This window comes from Maridesulfovibrio sp. (assembly GCF_965230075.1).
GTDB lineage: Bacteria > Desulfobacterota > Desulfovibrionia > Desulfovibrionales > Desulfovibrionaceae > Maridesulfovibrio.
In genome coordinates this window covers 950283-965829 of sequence record NZ_OZ245945.1, presented here as the reverse complement: position 1 = coordinate 965829, position 15547 = coordinate 950283, and the positions used below count along the sequence as shown (strand labels likewise).

General features: G+C 49.6%; 12 protein-coding genes. 4 read left to right on the top strand and 8 right to left on the bottom strand.

Annotated elements, in window-relative coordinates; translation table 11 throughout:
* Nucleotides 1–204 precede the first annotated feature (204 nt).
* From ACO05Z_RS04250 to ACO05Z_RS04235, 4 genes are all read left to right on the top strand, one after another.
* Nucleotides 205–840, top strand: coding sequence for a TetR/AcrR family transcriptional regulator (locus ACO05Z_RS04250; protein ID WP_421900844.1), 636 nt, complete (start codon nt 205–207; stop codon nt 838–840).
* Complete coding sequence (locus tag ACO05Z_RS04245; protein WP_421900842.1) at nt 830–1870, top strand: efflux RND transporter periplasmic adaptor subunit; 1041 nt, start codon at nt 830–832, stop codon at nt 1868–1870. The genes ACO05Z_RS04250 and ACO05Z_RS04245 overlap by 11 nt, the downstream gene beginning before the upstream one ends.
* Nucleotides 1867–4995, top strand: coding sequence for an efflux RND transporter permease subunit (locus ACO05Z_RS04240; RefSeq protein ID WP_421900840.1), 3129 nt, complete (start codon nt 1867–1869; stop codon nt 4993–4995). The genes ACO05Z_RS04245 and ACO05Z_RS04240 overlap by 4 nt, the downstream gene beginning before the upstream one ends.
* 73 nt (nt 4996–5068) lie before the next feature.
* On the top strand, nt 5069–6184 hold the full coding sequence (locus ACO05Z_RS04235) for an MBL fold metallo-hydrolase (protein WP_421900838.1): 1116 nt from the start codon (nt 5069–5071) through the stop codon (nt 6182–6184).
* Between the two features lie 146 nt (nt 6185–6330).
* Here ACO05Z_RS04235 and ACO05Z_RS04230 read toward each other — a convergent pair whose 3' ends face one another.
* The 8 genes from ACO05Z_RS04230 to ACO05Z_RS04195 all read right to left on the bottom strand — a co-directional run bounded on the left by ACO05Z_RS04230 (nt 6331) and on the right by ACO05Z_RS04195 (nt 15223).
* Nucleotides 6331–6669 (bottom strand): tRNA-binding protein, encoded by a 339-nt coding sequence (locus ACO05Z_RS04230; RefSeq protein WP_421900836.1) that lies wholly within the window; start codon nt 6667–6669, stop codon nt 6331–6333.
* A gap of 83 nt (nt 6670–6752) precedes the next feature.
* The gene (locus ACO05Z_RS04225; RefSeq protein ID WP_421900834.1) at nt 6753–7565 is read right to left on the bottom strand and encodes a helix-turn-helix domain-containing protein; all 813 of its coding nucleotides are present in this window, start codon (nt 7563–7565) and stop codon (nt 6753–6755) included.
* A 23-nt stretch (nt 7566–7588) separates the two neighbouring features.
* Nucleotides 7589–9316, bottom strand: coding sequence for a flagellar filament capping protein FliD (fliD, locus tag ACO05Z_RS04220; protein ID WP_421900832.1), 1728 nt, complete (start codon nt 9314–9316; stop codon nt 7589–7591).
* A 9-nt stretch (nt 9317–9325) separates the two neighbouring features.
* A complete protein-coding gene (gene flgL, locus ACO05Z_RS04215; protein WP_421900830.1) occupies nt 9326–10534 on the bottom strand; it encodes a flagellar hook-associated protein FlgL in 1209 nt (402 codons plus the stop codon).
* A gap of 34 nt (nt 10535–10568) precedes the next feature.
* Entirely contained in the window at nt 10569–12320 is a 1752-nt protein-coding gene (flgK, locus tag ACO05Z_RS04210; RefSeq protein WP_421900828.1) for a flagellar hook-associated protein FlgK, read from the bottom strand.
* A gap of 112 nt (nt 12321–12432) precedes the next feature.
* A complete protein-coding gene (locus tag ACO05Z_RS04205) occupies nt 12433–13974 on the bottom strand; it encodes a flagellar hook protein FlgE (RefSeq protein WP_421900826.1) in 1542 nt (513 codons plus the stop codon).
* A gap of 29 nt (nt 13975–14003) precedes the next feature.
* Nucleotides 14004–14681 (bottom strand): flagellar hook assembly protein FlgD, encoded by a 678-nt coding sequence (locus tag ACO05Z_RS04200; RefSeq protein WP_421900824.1) that lies wholly within the window; start codon nt 14679–14681, stop codon nt 14004–14006.
* Nucleotides 14678–15223, bottom strand: coding sequence for an RNA polymerase sigma factor (locus tag ACO05Z_RS04195; protein ID WP_421900822.1), 546 nt, complete (start codon nt 15221–15223; stop codon nt 14678–14680). Before ACO05Z_RS04195 ends, ACO05Z_RS04200 begins: the two co-directional genes overlap by 4 nt.
* Nucleotides 15224–15547: the final 324 nt, after the last annotated feature.

Genomic DNA, 15547 nt, shown 5'->3' with positions numbered 1-15547 from the left:
CCAATGGACTGCAGGTCAACTATTAATATCGCTATACGAAACATCTTAACATTTCTTAACATCCAACCATTACTCTGAAATAATTAAGCAAAATAGATATTAACAGCCATCATTAAAACATCGTTTGAAATACTGCTTGACTGACTGTAAATCAAATCATACAAGGCTTCAAACAGCGTTTAAATCTTTGTTGGAGAAATATATATGAGCGATCAGACTACTAAAGAGAGAATTTTGGAATCCGCCAGCCGGGTTTTCTGTGAAACAGGATTCAAAGCCACCACAGTACGCGACATCTGCGCGGCAGCAGACGCCAACGTAGCGGCCATCAACTACCACTTCGGAGACAAGCGCAAGCTTTACTATCAGGTACTGAAAATGTGGATGGATGAAATGATGACTGGCGCGGACAGACAGGAAGGCATCACTGAAGTCTCTACAATCGAAGAAAGGCTCCGTGCATATGTTTATGGGGAACTCAGAACCTTATGCACTTATGACGATCCGGAAAAAATCAAGAAGAGAAAAATACGGCTGCTCTTTGAAGAGTATGTTTCTGAAGATTGCAATCCTGAACTTTTCAAATGCCACGAAGAAATAGACGGAGAACTCTTAACCCCCATAATCCGGGAGATGTTGGCCCCCATAGAAGACGATGAAATAATCCAACAGGCTCACATTGCTGTCAGTGGCGTGCTTGTTCATCATTTTCTGGCAATTATCCATTACCCGGAAGGAGAAATTGAATCCGAAGAAAAGCTGGAATTCATGGCCGACTACTATACCACATTCATCCTCGGCTCCCTGAAAGCCATTAAGGAAAAATACCATGCAGACTAAAAGGTTCAGCCCTCTCATACTGATTGCATTACTCATAGCCCTCTGCGGCTGCGAATCTGACGCAAAGACCGAGGCAAACACCGCAGCCCCGGCAAAAGCTGTCCGGGTCGGAACTGTTGAAGTCGTCCCCGTAACCATCGAGGATATACTGACCCTGCCCGGCGAGACCGAGCCGGACAAGGATGTATGCGTTTCTTCCGAATCCGCCGGAACTGTGATTTGGCTGGGAGTAAAAGAAGGCGATCACGTAAAAAAAGGCCAGCTCATTGCCCGTCTTGACGGAGCCTCCAGCGGAGCAAAATTCGACCGCGCAAAAGCAGCCAAAAAGCTTGCAGCAGAACAGCTGCGCCGACGCAAGGAATTGCTCAAAAAAGGAGTGCTTGCGCAGGAGGAATACGATCAGATCAAGGCCGAGCTTGAGCAGAGTGAAGCTTCACTCAAGGAGATGCTGGTTAATGTGGAATACGGGATTGTACGCGCCCCCATCGCCGGAGTGGTCAACAAACGCTACATAGACCGAGGTGAACGTCTGGAGGTTGGTTCCAATGTAGTTGATATTGTGGACTCCTCCACCATCAAGACTATCATCAACGTCCCGGAAATGGACATTTCTTTCATCAAAAAGGGCCAGAAGGTGACTGTTTCAGTTGATGCCCTGCCCGGTAAGACATGGGAAGGCGTAATCGACTTCGTATCCTTCAAGGCTGACAAATTTTCCAAGACATTTGAAACCAAGGTCATCACCGACAACTCCGCCGGGGAGATCCGTGCCGGGATGCTGGCCCGTGTATCCCTCTTGCGCCGCACTGTGACCGATGCGGTAACAACTCCCCTTTCCGCTATCATCAATCAGGGCGGAGAGCGGATCATTTACGTGGAAAAAGACGGCGTAGCTCAGGTCCGCACAATTGAGCTTGGTGTAATCGACGGTGACCGCGCCCAGATTACCAAGGGGCTCAAGGCCGGTGAAAAACTGATCACTGCCGGACATACCATGGTTGAAGACGGTACCAAGGTGGTGACCAAGTGATTATCAACAAGGCAGCATTGAACAGGCAGTCCACCGTAATGGTCCTGCTTGTTTTCATCATCATAGCCGGAATATCGAGCTACGCATCCCTGCCCCGCGAAAGTGATCCGGATATCACCATCCCCTATATCTTTGTGCAGACAAACTTTGAAGGGGTGGCCCCGGAAGACATGGAAACCCTGATAACTATGCCCATTGAGCGCAAGCTGAAAGGGCTTTCCGGGACCAAGGAAATTTCATCCATTTCCGATGACGGAGTTTCCATCATCAAGGTTGAATTCAACCCTGATGTGGACATTGACGACGCATTACAGAAAGTGCGCGACAAGGTCGATCAGGCCAAACCGGACCTGCCCTCGGACCTGCCCGATGAGCCGGTCATCAACGAGGTCAACCTCTCGGAACAACCGATCCTGAACGTAGTCCTTTCCGGTCCGTTCTCACTCAAACGACTGAAGGTGTTTGCCGAACAGCTGGAAGACCGCATTGAATCTGTTCAGGGCGTGCTTGATGCCAAAATCATCGGTGGCCTTGAGCGTGAAATCCACGTGGAATTCGATATGGACCGCGTGGCCTTCTACAACATCCCCCTTGCCAGCCTACTCAGCGCAGTTCAAAACGCCAACGTGAACACCCCCGGCGGCTCTGTGGAAATCGGCAAATCCAAATACCTTGTGCGCGTGCCAGAAGATTTCAAACACCCGGACGAGATCGATAAAATCGTGGTCTACGAGCAGGATGGACGTCCCATCTACCTACGCGACATCGCCTCCATACGCGACCACTACAAAGACCCGACCTCCAAAAGCCGCTTCAACGGAATCCAGAGCGTGACCATTGAAGTAAAAAAAAGAGCCGGGGAAAATATCATCCGCATAATTGATACGGTTAAGGAAATCCTCAAGGAAGAGCAGCAGATTCTGCCGCCTACCCTGAAGATCAACCTTACCGCCGACCAATCCGATGAAATCCGCCAGATGGTTGCCGACCTGCAGAACAACATCATTACCGGACTGCTGCTGGTACTCATCGTCGTTTTCGCCTTTATCGGCGGCCGCTCGGCTCTATTTGTCTCGCTGGCAATCCCGCTGTCCATGCTGATAACCTTCACTGTGCTGGAAATTTTCTCCTACACCTTGAACATGGTTATCCTCTTTTCGCTGATCCTGAGTCTCGGGATGCTCGTGGATAACGGTATCGTTGTGGTCGAGAACATTTACCGCCACATGGGAATGGGTAAATCCCGCCTGCAGGCGGCCATGGATGCCACCGACGAAGTTGCATGGCCGGTAATAGCCTCAACCTTGACCACTGTGGGGGCATTCTTTCCCATGATCTTCTGGCCCGGAATCATGGGCGAATTCATGAGCTACCTGCCCATCACCGTAATTATCGCCCTTTCGGCATCATTGTTCGTGGCTTTGGTCATCAACCCGGTGCTCTCAGCAAAGTTTCAGGATGTGCCTAAACAGGATGAAACCGCCAAACCCGGTTTCATTGACCGCATGATGGAAACACTTAAGAACATCTACCGTCCCATCCTTGAATGGTCGCTGGATCACAGGCTGCTGGTAGTACTCTTCTCCTTTGCTTTCCTCATCGCATCAACTGTCAGCTTCGGCATGTTCGGACGCGGTGTGGAATTCCTGCCCAAGACCGAACCCAAGCGTTCCGACGTCAAAATCAAGGCTCCGGTGGGTACCAACCTTGAAGCATCGGATCAGTTCGTAAAAGTGGTTGAACAGATCGCCGCCGAATACCCGGATATAGAATACATAATCGCTAACACCGGGGAATCCGGGCAATCTGATGAGATAGGCACCCACTACAGCCTCGTGAAACTTGATTACGTGGACATTCAGGACCGCAGCCGCCCTTCATCTGAAATCACTGATGAAATCCGTGACCGCCTGCAGCATGCCATCCGCGGTGCGGAAGTGCGTGCCGAACCTGAAAAGATGGGGCCGCCCACAGGCAGTGCCATCAACATGGAGATATACGGTAAGGATCTGCGTCACTTGGGAGAAATTACCGCCTCCTTCAAGCGGGCTATCAAAAATATTCCCGGCCTTGTTGACTTGAAAGACAACTACATCTCAGCCAAGCCGGAAATCCGGGTGGATGTGGACAAAGAAAAAGCGGCCATAATGGGCCTCGACGCCTTTACCATTGCCCAAGCAGTGAAGACCGCCATTAACGGCTTCAAGGTCGGGGTCTACCGCGAAGGCAAGGATGAATACGACATCGTAGCCCGCCTGCCTAAAGAGGAACGAGATTCCCTTGAGGACATCCGCCGCATCACTGTCTCCGGCCCCAAAGGCGAACCGATCCCCATTACCAGCCTTGCTGACGTAACCATGGGCGGCGGACTGGGCGGTATCAACCGCATTGACCAGAAACGGGTGGTTACTCTTTCCGCCGATGTCTCAGGCCGCCTTGCTGAAGAAGTAATCGCAGACATCAACAAGGCCGTATCAGGCATCGAACTGCCGCGCGGCTATTCATATAAGTTCACAGGAGAGCAGGAAGAGCAGGCCAAGGCCTCCACATTCCTTGAAAAGGCTTTTGCCGGAGCACTTTTCCTGATCTTCATCGTACTGGTCACCCAATTCAACTCTGTGACCACCCCGTTTATCATCCTGACCGCGGTCATCCTGTCCCTTGGGGGTGTTATGGTCGGACTGCTGGTAACCGGGACGGCCTTCGGGGTCATCATGACCGGTGTCGGCGTGCTCTCGCTTGCCGGGGTCGTTGTAAACAATGCCATCGTGCTCATCGACTACTTTGAACAGCTCAAGGGACAAGGCCGCAGTGCCCGCGAAGCACTCATTGAAGCCGGACTGACCCGTTTCCGTCCGGTCCTGCTCACTGCCATCACCACTGTGCTGGGACTTATCCCCATGGCAACAGGCGTAAGTTTCGACTTCATCAACATGCATCTCGATATGGGAAGTGAAACCTCACAATGGTGGGGGCCCATGGCAGTAGCGGTTATCTTCGGTCTAGCCATCGCCACTGTGCTCACACTCGTGGTCGTACCCACACTTTGCTCCTTGCAGGAAAGCTGGAAGGAACGTTCTGCACGGCGCAAAGCTGCAAAAATGGCAGCAGAGGTCATGAACTAGACAAAAGTCTGAAGAATCGATGTTGATTATCCATTAAGTTAATAACCATGGTTCCAGCAGGCAAAAGACTGAAATGAAAAAAGCAATACTTTATATATTCACATTGCTGGCAGCAGCCGGGATCTCCATCGGGATCCCGGCCTGCTCCAAGATGGGGCACGCCCCTTCTATTGAGGAAAGCACAATGTACGAAAAATCAACCAATTTCCAGAATGGCACTTTCATCAATGAACATCCGGTCAACATGACTCTTGAGAGTTTCACCTTTAGCAAAATGATGAACTTCTTCTTTGATTTCAGCCGTACACCGGACAAGGAACTGCCCTACTATCATCTGACCAGAGATTCCTTTTCCACCACTCCCGCAGAATTGCAGGTGGCGTGGCTGGGTCATTCTTCCATGATCCTCGATATCGACGGAGTCCGCTTACTTATTGACCCGGTATTCGACAATGCCTCCCCTGTTCCGTTTACAGTCAACCGTTTTCAGCCCTCGCCCATCAAACGCGAAGAGCTTCCAGACGTGGACGCAGTAGTCATTTCCCACGACCATTACGACCACTTGGAAATGAATACTATCAAGCATTTAGCGGATAAAGTTAAACTGTTCATCGTCCCGCTGGGAGTCGGTTCCCACCTGCGTAAATGGGGCTGCGACCCTGAACAGATCGTGGAACTTAACTGGCATGAATCCATCATTATCCATGATGTAGAAATCATCGCCGCCCCTACCCAGCACTTCTCCGGGCGCGGACTGACAGACAAGAACAAAACCCTCTGGGCCTCATACGTCTTCAAAGGCGAGCGCCATAGTGCCTACTACACCGGAGACGGTGGTTACGATGCACGCTTCAAGGAAATCGGCAAACAGTACGGTCCCTTCGACCTGACTATGATCGAATCCGGTGCCTACGATAAATCATGGCATGACGTACACATGCTGCCCGAAGAGTCCGTGCAGGCACACATTGAACTGGGTGGGAAATACATGCTGCCCGTACACTGGGGGGCATACGATCTTGCTTTTCACAAATGGGATGAGCCCATCCGCAGAGTCTCTGCTCTGGCTGCAGCACAAGGGATTAAGCTGCTGACCCCGCAGATGGGCGAATTCTGCATGCCCGGTCAGACTACCCACACGGCATGGTGGGAACCTGCCAAGCAGCAAGAATTAGCTGTTGCGAATTGATTTGATGCGCTATCGCGCTTTTTGATAAAAGAGGCCTTCGGCGACCCTGCCGGGGGCCTTAAACCCTTTTGGAAAAAGGGTTTAAGATTCCCAAAACTTTTTAATAGGGCTTCGCCGCTAACGCGTATAAATCGTCATTGACTCTGCTAGCACAGCTTCGCCCCTAACGGCACTTCCTTATCCGGCACACACAGTGCCACATCCCCATTTTCATTATGAAATCCGGTCACTAGGCACTCGGACATAAACGGTCCGATCTGCTTTTTGGGAAAATTCACTACCCCCACGATAAGCTTGCCGGGCAATTCTTCCACTGAATAAAGTTTGGTTATCTGGGCGCTGGATTTGCGCATGCCGATTTCCGGACCGAAATCAATGTGCAGCTTATAAGCCGGAATACGCGCTTCTTCAAAAACACGGGCCTCAACAATCTTTCCGACCCTGATCTCAACCTTCTCAAAATCATTCCAACTAATTGTATCCACTATTCTTCTCCTTGAGGAATTGTTATCGAGAGGAGAGAATAGCGAAACGGTCTTAATGAATATTGAATAAAATTGACATGCACCTAAAAACGGGCGCATGCCTTCTGGTACTGGCGGGGAGTGAGGCCATACCTGTTCTTGAATAGACGGGTCAGGTGGCTCTGGTCAGCGAAACCGCACAGAGCGGCAGTATCGGCAATGGAGGAATTGGCGGCAATCAAGGCACGGGCCTTTTCCAGCCGCAATTGGATCAGGAAAGAGTGCGGTGTCATGCCCTTGTGGCTACGAAAGATACGGATCAGGTGGAACTCAGTACACCCGGCTAGATCGGCTAGTTTGGCAAGGCTCAAGTTTTGATCGATGTGGGCATGCAGGTAATCAATAACTATTGCCACCCGTTTATCTTCACTTCCGGGCAGGATGGTCCTGTCTCCGGCATGGCGATACAGCCCGGAAAGTACCGAGAGAATTGCTTCGTCGGTTTCCAGCTTTTCTACAGGACTAAGCAATTTGTGATGCAGTCCGGATAAATTTCGCCAGAGTTGCTTATTTTCCAGAAGATTATTGCGAAATGGAGAAAAGCCGCTTTCATTGCCCAAAAATTTCAAATTAAGAGAACGGACAAACTTTTCAGAAAAATAAAAACTGCGCAGATGCCTGCGCTCGGTACAGCAGGGCTTGTTGGAATGGACTGTTTCCGGTTCGATAATGCTGATTGAACCGGGCTGCAGGATATCAGAGCTACCCCGCAGGCTGTACTTTTCCCCGGACTCGGAATTAAGCCAAAGTACGTAACCATCATGCAGGTGACTCTTAAATTCCCGGCCACTACTACATGAAAGCACTTCCACCCCCTCTACGGGAGAAGAGTAAATCAACTTATCGTCATTTTTCATTTCATTAAATCAGGTTAGGCCTATTAACTGGAATCAAGGGAAGCCAGAGTGGTTTCCAGCTGACTTTCGACACCTGAATAGTAAGAAAGCATTGTATCAAGGGCTGAATATTTCCGTTCAAGGTCAGTCCTGTATGAATCAAGGCGGGCCTCTTCATCGTAAATATCACCCTCAAGCTTGGCGGTCAGATCGTCATAACTTGCAGCAAGCAGGGGGATACTCCCGGTAGAAACGTCGGTCAATTCTGAACATAGGTCTGCCAGCTGCCCGCATTTGCCCTGCTTCACAGTAACTGTGCTGGAATAAGAGCCGTCCGTCAAATCCGAAACCTCCAGATAAAGCCCGTTGGCATCGCTATCCCTTGTTGCCAGCAGGGTATTGCCGCTGATGGTCATATCCACACCGTTAATTGTAGCGGCAGAGATTACCCCACCGGAAACTGTGTATTCAACATCGTAATCCCCGGCTGAGGTCAGGCCGGGAATAGTTGAGAGAACCCGCATATCGGAACTGTCTGTTTCTGCTTCACCGTTGGCCGCGAAAAGCATAGCCACAGCTTCAGGGTCCTCAGCCAGAGCGTCTTCAAGCTCATCATAATCTATTTCCAACTGTCCGAAAGTGGAGGAACCTTCAGTACTGTCAGTGGTAATACCGATAGCCGAGAGTGAAGCGAATTTATCACCTTCCCCGGTCTCGCTGTCGTAGTAAAGAAATCCCAACCCCGCAGAAGTTAGGGCATCCTTTACCGAGTCATAAACCAAACCAAGGGTAGCGTCCTTGATATAAACTGTGCTGTCGTCTTCATCGTCCTCATCCACCAACTCTCCGGTGACATCCAGCAGATCATAGAGAAGCTGGTTTACCTCTGAAACAAAAGTCTCGATGGTTTCAACCATGGCATCTGTATCATAAGAAACACCCACGTTGATGCCTGCTGAATCAGTGGTTGCATTAAGGTTCAGGGTCATGTTGTCGATGACATCATCGACAGTGTTGGAAGGACGCTCAATCCATTCATCGGCACCTGATGGAAAACCGTCCACTTTCATCTGCGAATTCTGGGCGGTCTGGGTATTGGTGAAAGAACCCGCATTATAGCCGTCAATGGCACTAAAGTCTGTAAGACCTACCGCATTGTCCGCCCCGGTATCTTCACCGCTGAACTTGATATAATAATTACTGCCGTCACTGATCAAAGAAGCCGTTATCTTGTCATCAAAATCCGGGTCACTGTTGATCTGGTCCACCAATTCCTGAGCCGTGGTTCCGGCTGTCACACCCATAGTTATATCTTCCCCGGCATAGGACAGGGTGATCGATGAGTTGGACGAGATTATTGATTGGTCAGAAGAAGTAATGGACATGCCCTCGGAAATCCAGACATCCTTCTGAGCCAACTGGTTCACAACCAAATTATAGGAATCTTCGGTAGCCCCGTCTTCAATGGAAGCCTGAACTTCACCGTCTCCAGTAGTGGACACAGAGTAAGCAAGAAACTCATCCATCTCATCTATGCCCTGCAAAGTTCCGGAGAGGGTCAATACTTCTTCATTCAAGGCCTCAAGAAGCTCTGAGATTGCTTCCGCCTCTTCCAGATCTTCTTTATATTGATCAAGCTCATAGCTTTCCGCCTCAACGGAAGCATCAATGAGATCGGTCCAGTCCGTTCCATCCCCCAATCCGTTGATGGTGAAACTTCCCGAAGTTGAGGTTGGCTGGTAAGTGCCTGTAGAAACGGATGCTACTGCCATGACAGCCTCCTACAAATAATTCATGATCGACATGCTGATTACGTTTGAAGTTGAACTGAGCACGGCATTGTAAATATATTCCGTCCGGCTGAGTTCAATGGTCAATTGAGTGGTGTCCGCATCCTCTTCATCGCTGATGGCGGATGAAACCCGCTCACGGGTAAGACTTAAGCTTTGTCCGGTAAAATCAGCCTTCTCTTCCCGCGCACCTACATTGGAAGTTTCGATGAGCATCTGGTTATAGCCAGCGTCAATGGTTTCAAGTGTCTTGGCAGTGCCTTCCTCATCCCCGATCCACATGTAGGCAATAGAATCACTTATGGCTTCAAACATGTTGGGACTGGAAAACGGCTCTCCGGTATCCGGATCAACACCGCCGAACATCTCACTGCCCACGGAATTCACTTCCAGCTCCGTACTTTCTGAAATACCCACCGCCATGGCCTCGTCAGCCCCGTTATATTGCAGGGAATTGCGGACCACGAACTGACCGCCTGTCTTGGAATCAGAATCATAAGCTGTAACCGCAGTTCCGGCATTCATTTCCACGGAAACATCACCCAGCTCCATGGTCGTGTCAGGAGGAGTGGCCGTTCCATCCATAGTTCCGGCCAGCCATGTGCTGCCTCCATCAAGGGAATAGCGATAATCCACCGCGTCTGTGCCGATTGTTCCGTCAGAAATGAATTCCACGATAACCGGATCATCAAGCTCACCTGTAAACTGCGCAAAATCACTCTCATCCGGTCCGTCTCCGGTAATGGTTACTCCGGGTACATATTCGTATGGAGCCGTATTCGTGGCTTCACCGGAAAACAGGTAATCATCACCCATTTCGGAATTGGCTATAGCCAGCAAAGAATCCTGATAACCCATCATATTCACTGCCATGGCTTGCTGCTGATCGTCGGTGTAAGTCCCGGTGGCCCCCTGCTCAGCCTGTTCCTTGGCGGATATCATTATCTCGCTGGCTTCACTGAGCAGACCGTCAGCGCTTCCCAGCAGGCTCTTGGCGTACTGGGTATTGTTGTAGTAATCTTCGAGAGTCTGGTCATAACTGCGCAGGTTAACCACATTACCCATACCCGCCGGATCATCGGACGGAACGTTTATCTTCTTCTGACTGGCAACCTGATTGGAAACATTCATATAATCAGCCAAGGATCTGCTGACATTGGTCATGCTCTGGTCATAAATCTGTGCTGTGCTGACTCTCATTGCTGCCTCCTAAGACTAGGACCTTAAAATAAAACTAAACAATACCCAGAATGGTATCGATCATATCGCGGGTAACGGAAATAATCTGACAGGCCGCCTCGTACTGTTGCTGGGCCTTGGTCAGGTTGACCAATTCCTCGTCCACATTGACCCCGCTCACCGACTCCTGCTGGTCGGCATAAATCTGAGCCGCAGCCGTATCGCAGGTAACCTGAGTTTCCGCAGCAGAAGCAGCCGCCCCCACATCGGAAACAATTGCGGACAGATATTCACTCAAAGAAGCATTCGTTGCCGACGCCCCCTCACCTATTGATACGGTCTCACTCAGCAAATCGTTTATGGACTTGGCGGTATCATTACTTCCGGAAGAGACTGTTCCGTCATCTCCCACCTCTCCGGCATTAAGGTGCGAGGGATCGGAGGCAACGTAATCATTAACTGCAATATCCCCGGCAGAACTGCCCTCGAAAAATGTATTAATCCCTGCTGCAGCCAGAAAACCGGAGCTATCTTCCCCAAATTCAAACGCGGCATCGCCTACAGCCTGAATTTCCAGCTCCCCGTCTGAATTCACAGAAGCGGTAAGGGTTCCCGCGAAGGCTGCGTTAATGTCAGAAACCACATCATCCATTGAATCGGTTGTAGGATCGACACTGATGGCCGAACTTGCGGTCATATTGCCGTCTGCATCATAGGTATAGATGGAAAACTCGCCGGAAGTGATCTTATCTGCGAAATCTAACCCGCTGTTGGAGAGCACTGCGGTCTGGTCATCCACACCGTAAATGCCTTCAACTGCAGTATGCGGTTCCAGCCCCGCACCCTGTGAATGGGCCACGTTTGTTTCCCAGATCAGGGCGGAAGTGTAATCATCAAGGCTGTCCAAAGTTGGTTGGATGTATTCATCACGGGTGATGAACAACCCGGCAATGGAGCCGCTGTCTGTGCGCCCTGAGACCGGGTCGCCGTTGTCATCGGTCATGGGGGTTATATCCACCAGACCGCCGGAACCGCTTTCCCAGAACAATCCGGTCTTCGAAGTATCATCATCGTATGCAACTACAAGGTGATGGGTTTCTTCACCTTCAACCAGCGGCTGTCCTGTCTCCGTATAAATCTTGGTAGACCCGTCCTCATAACTGAGCACTTCCACACCGATAAATTCATCCAGCTCACGGATGGCCTGATCGCGGCTGGCGGTCAGTTCATAATTATCCGGGTTGGCTGCAATCTGCTCGTTGAGTAAGGCAATAGAATCAATCAATTCATTGGCGGTGTTGACCTGATCAAGAATCTCAGATTCCACACTGGCAGACATATCCTTAAGTTCCGAAGAAGTTGAATTGAGCGCATAGATAAGTGAATCAGCTTCGCCGAGCAGGTCTTCACGTTCAGCCAGAGAATCCGGATAGGTGGAAAGACCGTTCCACGCACTCAGGAATTCGTCCTGTGCTGCAGCCAGCCCTTCACCTTCACTCTGGTTGAAGATGGAATCCATCTGGGAAAGGTATTTGTACTGAGCTTCGCTGGAGGCCAGATCAGCTGAGGCCGCAAGGTATTGCTTCTCAATAAAGCTGTCCCAATTGGCCTGCACCGCAACAATGTCCGCTCCGGTTCCGAGACTGGTGCCGTAAACAGTGATATTTCCGGAACTGTCGTAAACAGCATCAGCACGCTGATACCCTTCAGTCTCAGCATTGGCGATGTTGTTGCTGGTCGTGTTGATCGAAACCTGCGCATTGGCAACAGCCTTCTCACCTATGGACATTGCATTAGTTAAACTCATGGTGCCTCCGGCGGCTCTCCGAGGGCTTAAACCCTTTTTGTAAAAAGGGTTTAAGAATCCCAAAAACGTTTAATAGGGCTTCGCCGCTGACGTCTGTAAGACAGTGCGTTAATTAACTTTTGAGTGAAATAGCAGTCTGCAACAGGGTGTCGGCGGTTGTTACAACCTTACTGTTGGCCTGATATGCGGACTGAATGATAATCAGTTCGGTCATCTGGGACGCGAGGTCCACGTTGGAAGCTTCAAGGGAATTGGAGACCACGGAACCGAACCCAGCGGACCCGGCAGTACCGATGATGGCTTCACCGGACTCGGTGGTGGCCCGGAACAGGGTTCCACCTTCTGCAGTGAGTCCGCCTTCGTTGGTGAAGTCAGCAAGGCCGAGCTGGTAAAGTTCAATTGACTGACTGTTGGAATAGTTACCGATAAGAATGCCGTTCTCATCCACTTCTACGGAAACAAGTGATCCGGTGGGATAACCATCCTGCGAGATACTGTAGGTAGCGGAAGAGCTGTCGCTGTAACTGGTGGTTGCTCCCAACGCGAGAGTGTAGTCAGAAAATGAGGGCAGGTCCGAATAGTCGGTGGCGGCGGTTATATCGCCGAGGGTGTTAATACCGCCGGAAGTATCCCAAGTGGCATCGTCACTGGACATACCGAAGTTAATCGCCACATCCTGTCCGGTGGCACTGCCGGTGAAGTTGAGATTTACCTCGGGAGACCCTTCGGGGCTGAGATCGGCGAGCCCCCACTGGTCAGGATCTTTAACATCGGCAGATGTGGCAGCATTGGAAAGGGTAAAGGCAGTCATGGAGGTCATTTGGCCTTCTGAGTTGAAGGTCATGGTTCCGGTCATAGCCAACCCGGCACCGCTGGTGGTGTTAAGTTCATTCCCCCCCGCACCGGTACGCATATCGTCTTCAGCATCATACGCGGCAACATATTCCCAAACAATATTACCATCGGCATCCACATCCACCGGGTCCATGTAAAAAGTCATGTCATGAGCGGAACCGTTTTCATCGTAGACAGTCATGGTGGTGGAATAACTGTACTGCGAGTCATCCAACGGAGGATTTTCAGTACCGTCGTACAGTTCGAACAGAGATGTGTACGGATTGGCGGTAATCGCCTCATCAACACTCTGGGAATCGAGGTTCATGGTCAGGCTGATTTCGGAAGTAGCTTTCGGCGGTGACTGGGACTGGTCCAATTGGATAGTTGTCAGGGAACCGGAAGCAGTACCGTCTTCAATTTCCCAGCCCTGAACCTGATTGCCGTACGGGTCGACCAGATAGCCGTCTTTATCAAAATCAAAATTACCGGCGCGGGTGTAATAAGTGGTACTGGTGTCCGGGTCTACCACTATAAAGTAACCGTCACCGTTAAGGGCCACGTTGGTGGAGACACTGGAGTCTTCATAAGACCCCTGAGTGTAGTCGACGTTAATGGTGGACACCCCTGCCCCGTTACCGACCTGTGAAAGTCCGCTTCCGGTGGTGATGGTAGAATAGAAGACGTCCTCAAAAACAGCATCTGAGCCCTTGAAACCAACTGTGGAGGAGTTAGCGAGGTTGTTGGAAACCACGGATGTTGCCTGAGAGTTAACGTTAAGGCCTGAAATTCCGGTATACAGAGAACTGGTGACACTCATCTTTTTGCTCCTGCGTTTATTAAATTTATTTAAATGAAAGTAACGTCGGTTATTGAAACTTCCCTGCCGTCAGCGAGGGTCAGGGTCGTGTTTCCAGAATCGTCCTGATCCACAGCGGTGATGGTTCCCGCGGACTTGATGTAGACCGGGACAGAAGCCTCGTCGGTATCATTGGCGAAGGCCATGGCTACGTAGGTCCCGTCTGATTCAATATTGGAATTGCTCAGGATGTCCTCACCGGAAATTTCAAATTCGCCCGCTTCGAGGTCGGTGTAATAAACGGTATCCACAAGGGTCCCCTCAGAGTCGTAGATATTCAGGCCGAGGACAGAGGCATCTTCCTGCAGGTCTATGGTCACGTTGGTGGCAGTACCGTCTTCCACATTGATGATTCCACCGTCAGCCATGACATCTTCGCCGATATAACCGGAGGTACTCAGGGCGGAGAGAGCGTCCAGTTGATTGATGATGGTCTCCAGATTTTCATTCTGCTGCACATCTTCATCGAGCATGGAATAGTTGGTCATCTGGTTGACCATTTCAGTGTTATCCACTGGATTTGTGGGGTCCTGATATTCCAGCTGGGTGGTCAGCAAAGTCAGGAAATCGACCTGATCCAGTGCGGTGTTGTCGCTGGCAGTGATTGTGGAATTGCTCGAATCCGCCCCGGTTAAACTGCTGTAGTAGCTGACGCCTTCAACGGTCATGATACGACCCTCCTCTCACTGGCCGCTGAAAAGTGGCGGCGAAGTTTTTGAATTGCCTGATGCTTAATGCAGCGCACTGTACGGGAAGTAATCCCTAACTGTTCTGCTACCTCAACAGCCTTTAAATCTCCCCAGAAAATCATTCTTACAACTTCATCTTGACGCTTTGACAAAAGGCCTACGGGAAGATTTAATTCAACTTTATCTTTTTCCAGCTCAGGAATATCTTCAAGATCATCAACATTAATATATATACGATTGTTTTTTCTCATATAGTCGACAGCAACAGAACGACTTATGATATACAGCCAAGTATTTATGGAACTTTTTTCAGAGGAGTATTTTGATATGTAGTCATTTTTTAAAATTTTTAATGCTACTTCCTGACAAACTTCATCGACATCATTTTTGGAAGCGCCTACATATTTAGAAAATATAAACTTATTAACTACATTTTTAATAAAATTAATATTTTCATTAAAAAAACAACTTACTTCTCTTTCAGAAATATATTCGTATTTTTTTTCAATGTAAGTATTCATAATTCCTCCTACTGCCTAGAAAGAAGCAACTTACATTCCTCATAATATTAACTTACAGTGTAATTACGTTCAGAATAAAACAGATTGAATTTAGGATTTATTAAATAGCTTCAGGAGAACTAATAAAAAATGGCTGAAATTAATGATTCTTAAGCCGAAGAGGGGTTCTTTTGGACTATGAAAGGAGCAAATAAACTAAGAGGAACTTTTTGCCGGAACATTTATCCGGCCTAGGAACGCAAAAAAGGCTGTTATCCCAACAAGTCAGGACAACAGCCTCAGGCATAAGCGCAAAAAAAAGACCCGGCGAACCGGGCCTTGGTT

Excerpts from the sequence above, each read along its gene's own strand:
- ACO05Z_RS04250 (WP_421900844.1), top strand. The coding sequence starts at position 205 with ATGAGCGATCAGACTACTAAAGAGAGAATTTTGGAATCCGCCAGCCGG.
- ACO05Z_RS04245 (WP_421900842.1), top strand. The coding sequence starts at position 830 with ATGCAGACTAAAAGGTTCAGCCCTCTCATACTGATTGCATTACTCATA.
- ACO05Z_RS04235 (WP_421900838.1), top strand. The coding sequence starts at position 5,069 with ATGAAAAAAGCAATACTTTATATATTCACATTGCTGGCAGCAGCCGGG.
- ACO05Z_RS04225 (WP_421900834.1), bottom strand. The coding sequence starts at position 7,565 with ATGAAAAATGACGATAAGTTGATTTACTCTTCTCCCGTAGAGGGGGTG.
- fliD (WP_421900832.1), bottom strand. The coding sequence starts at position 9,316 with ATGGCAGTAGCATCCGTTTCTACAGGCACTTACCAGCCAACCTCAACT.
- flgL (WP_421900830.1), bottom strand. The coding sequence starts at position 10,534 with ATGAGAGTCAGCACAGCACAGATTTATGACCAGAGCATGACCAATGTC.
- flgK (WP_421900828.1), bottom strand. The coding sequence starts at position 12,320 with ATGAGTTTAACTAATGCAATGTCCATAGGTGAGAAGGCTGTTGCCAAT.
- ACO05Z_RS04205 (WP_421900826.1), bottom strand. The coding sequence starts at position 13,974 with ATGAGTGTCACCAGTTCTCTGTATACCGGAATTTCAGGCCTTAACGTT.
- ACO05Z_RS04200 (WP_421900824.1), bottom strand. The coding sequence starts at position 14,681 with ATGACCGTTGAAGGCGTCAGCTACTACAGCAGTTTAACCGGGGCGGAT.
- ACO05Z_RS04195 (WP_421900822.1), bottom strand. The coding sequence starts at position 15,223 with ATGAATACTTACATTGAAAAAAAATACGAATATATTTCTGAAAGAGAA.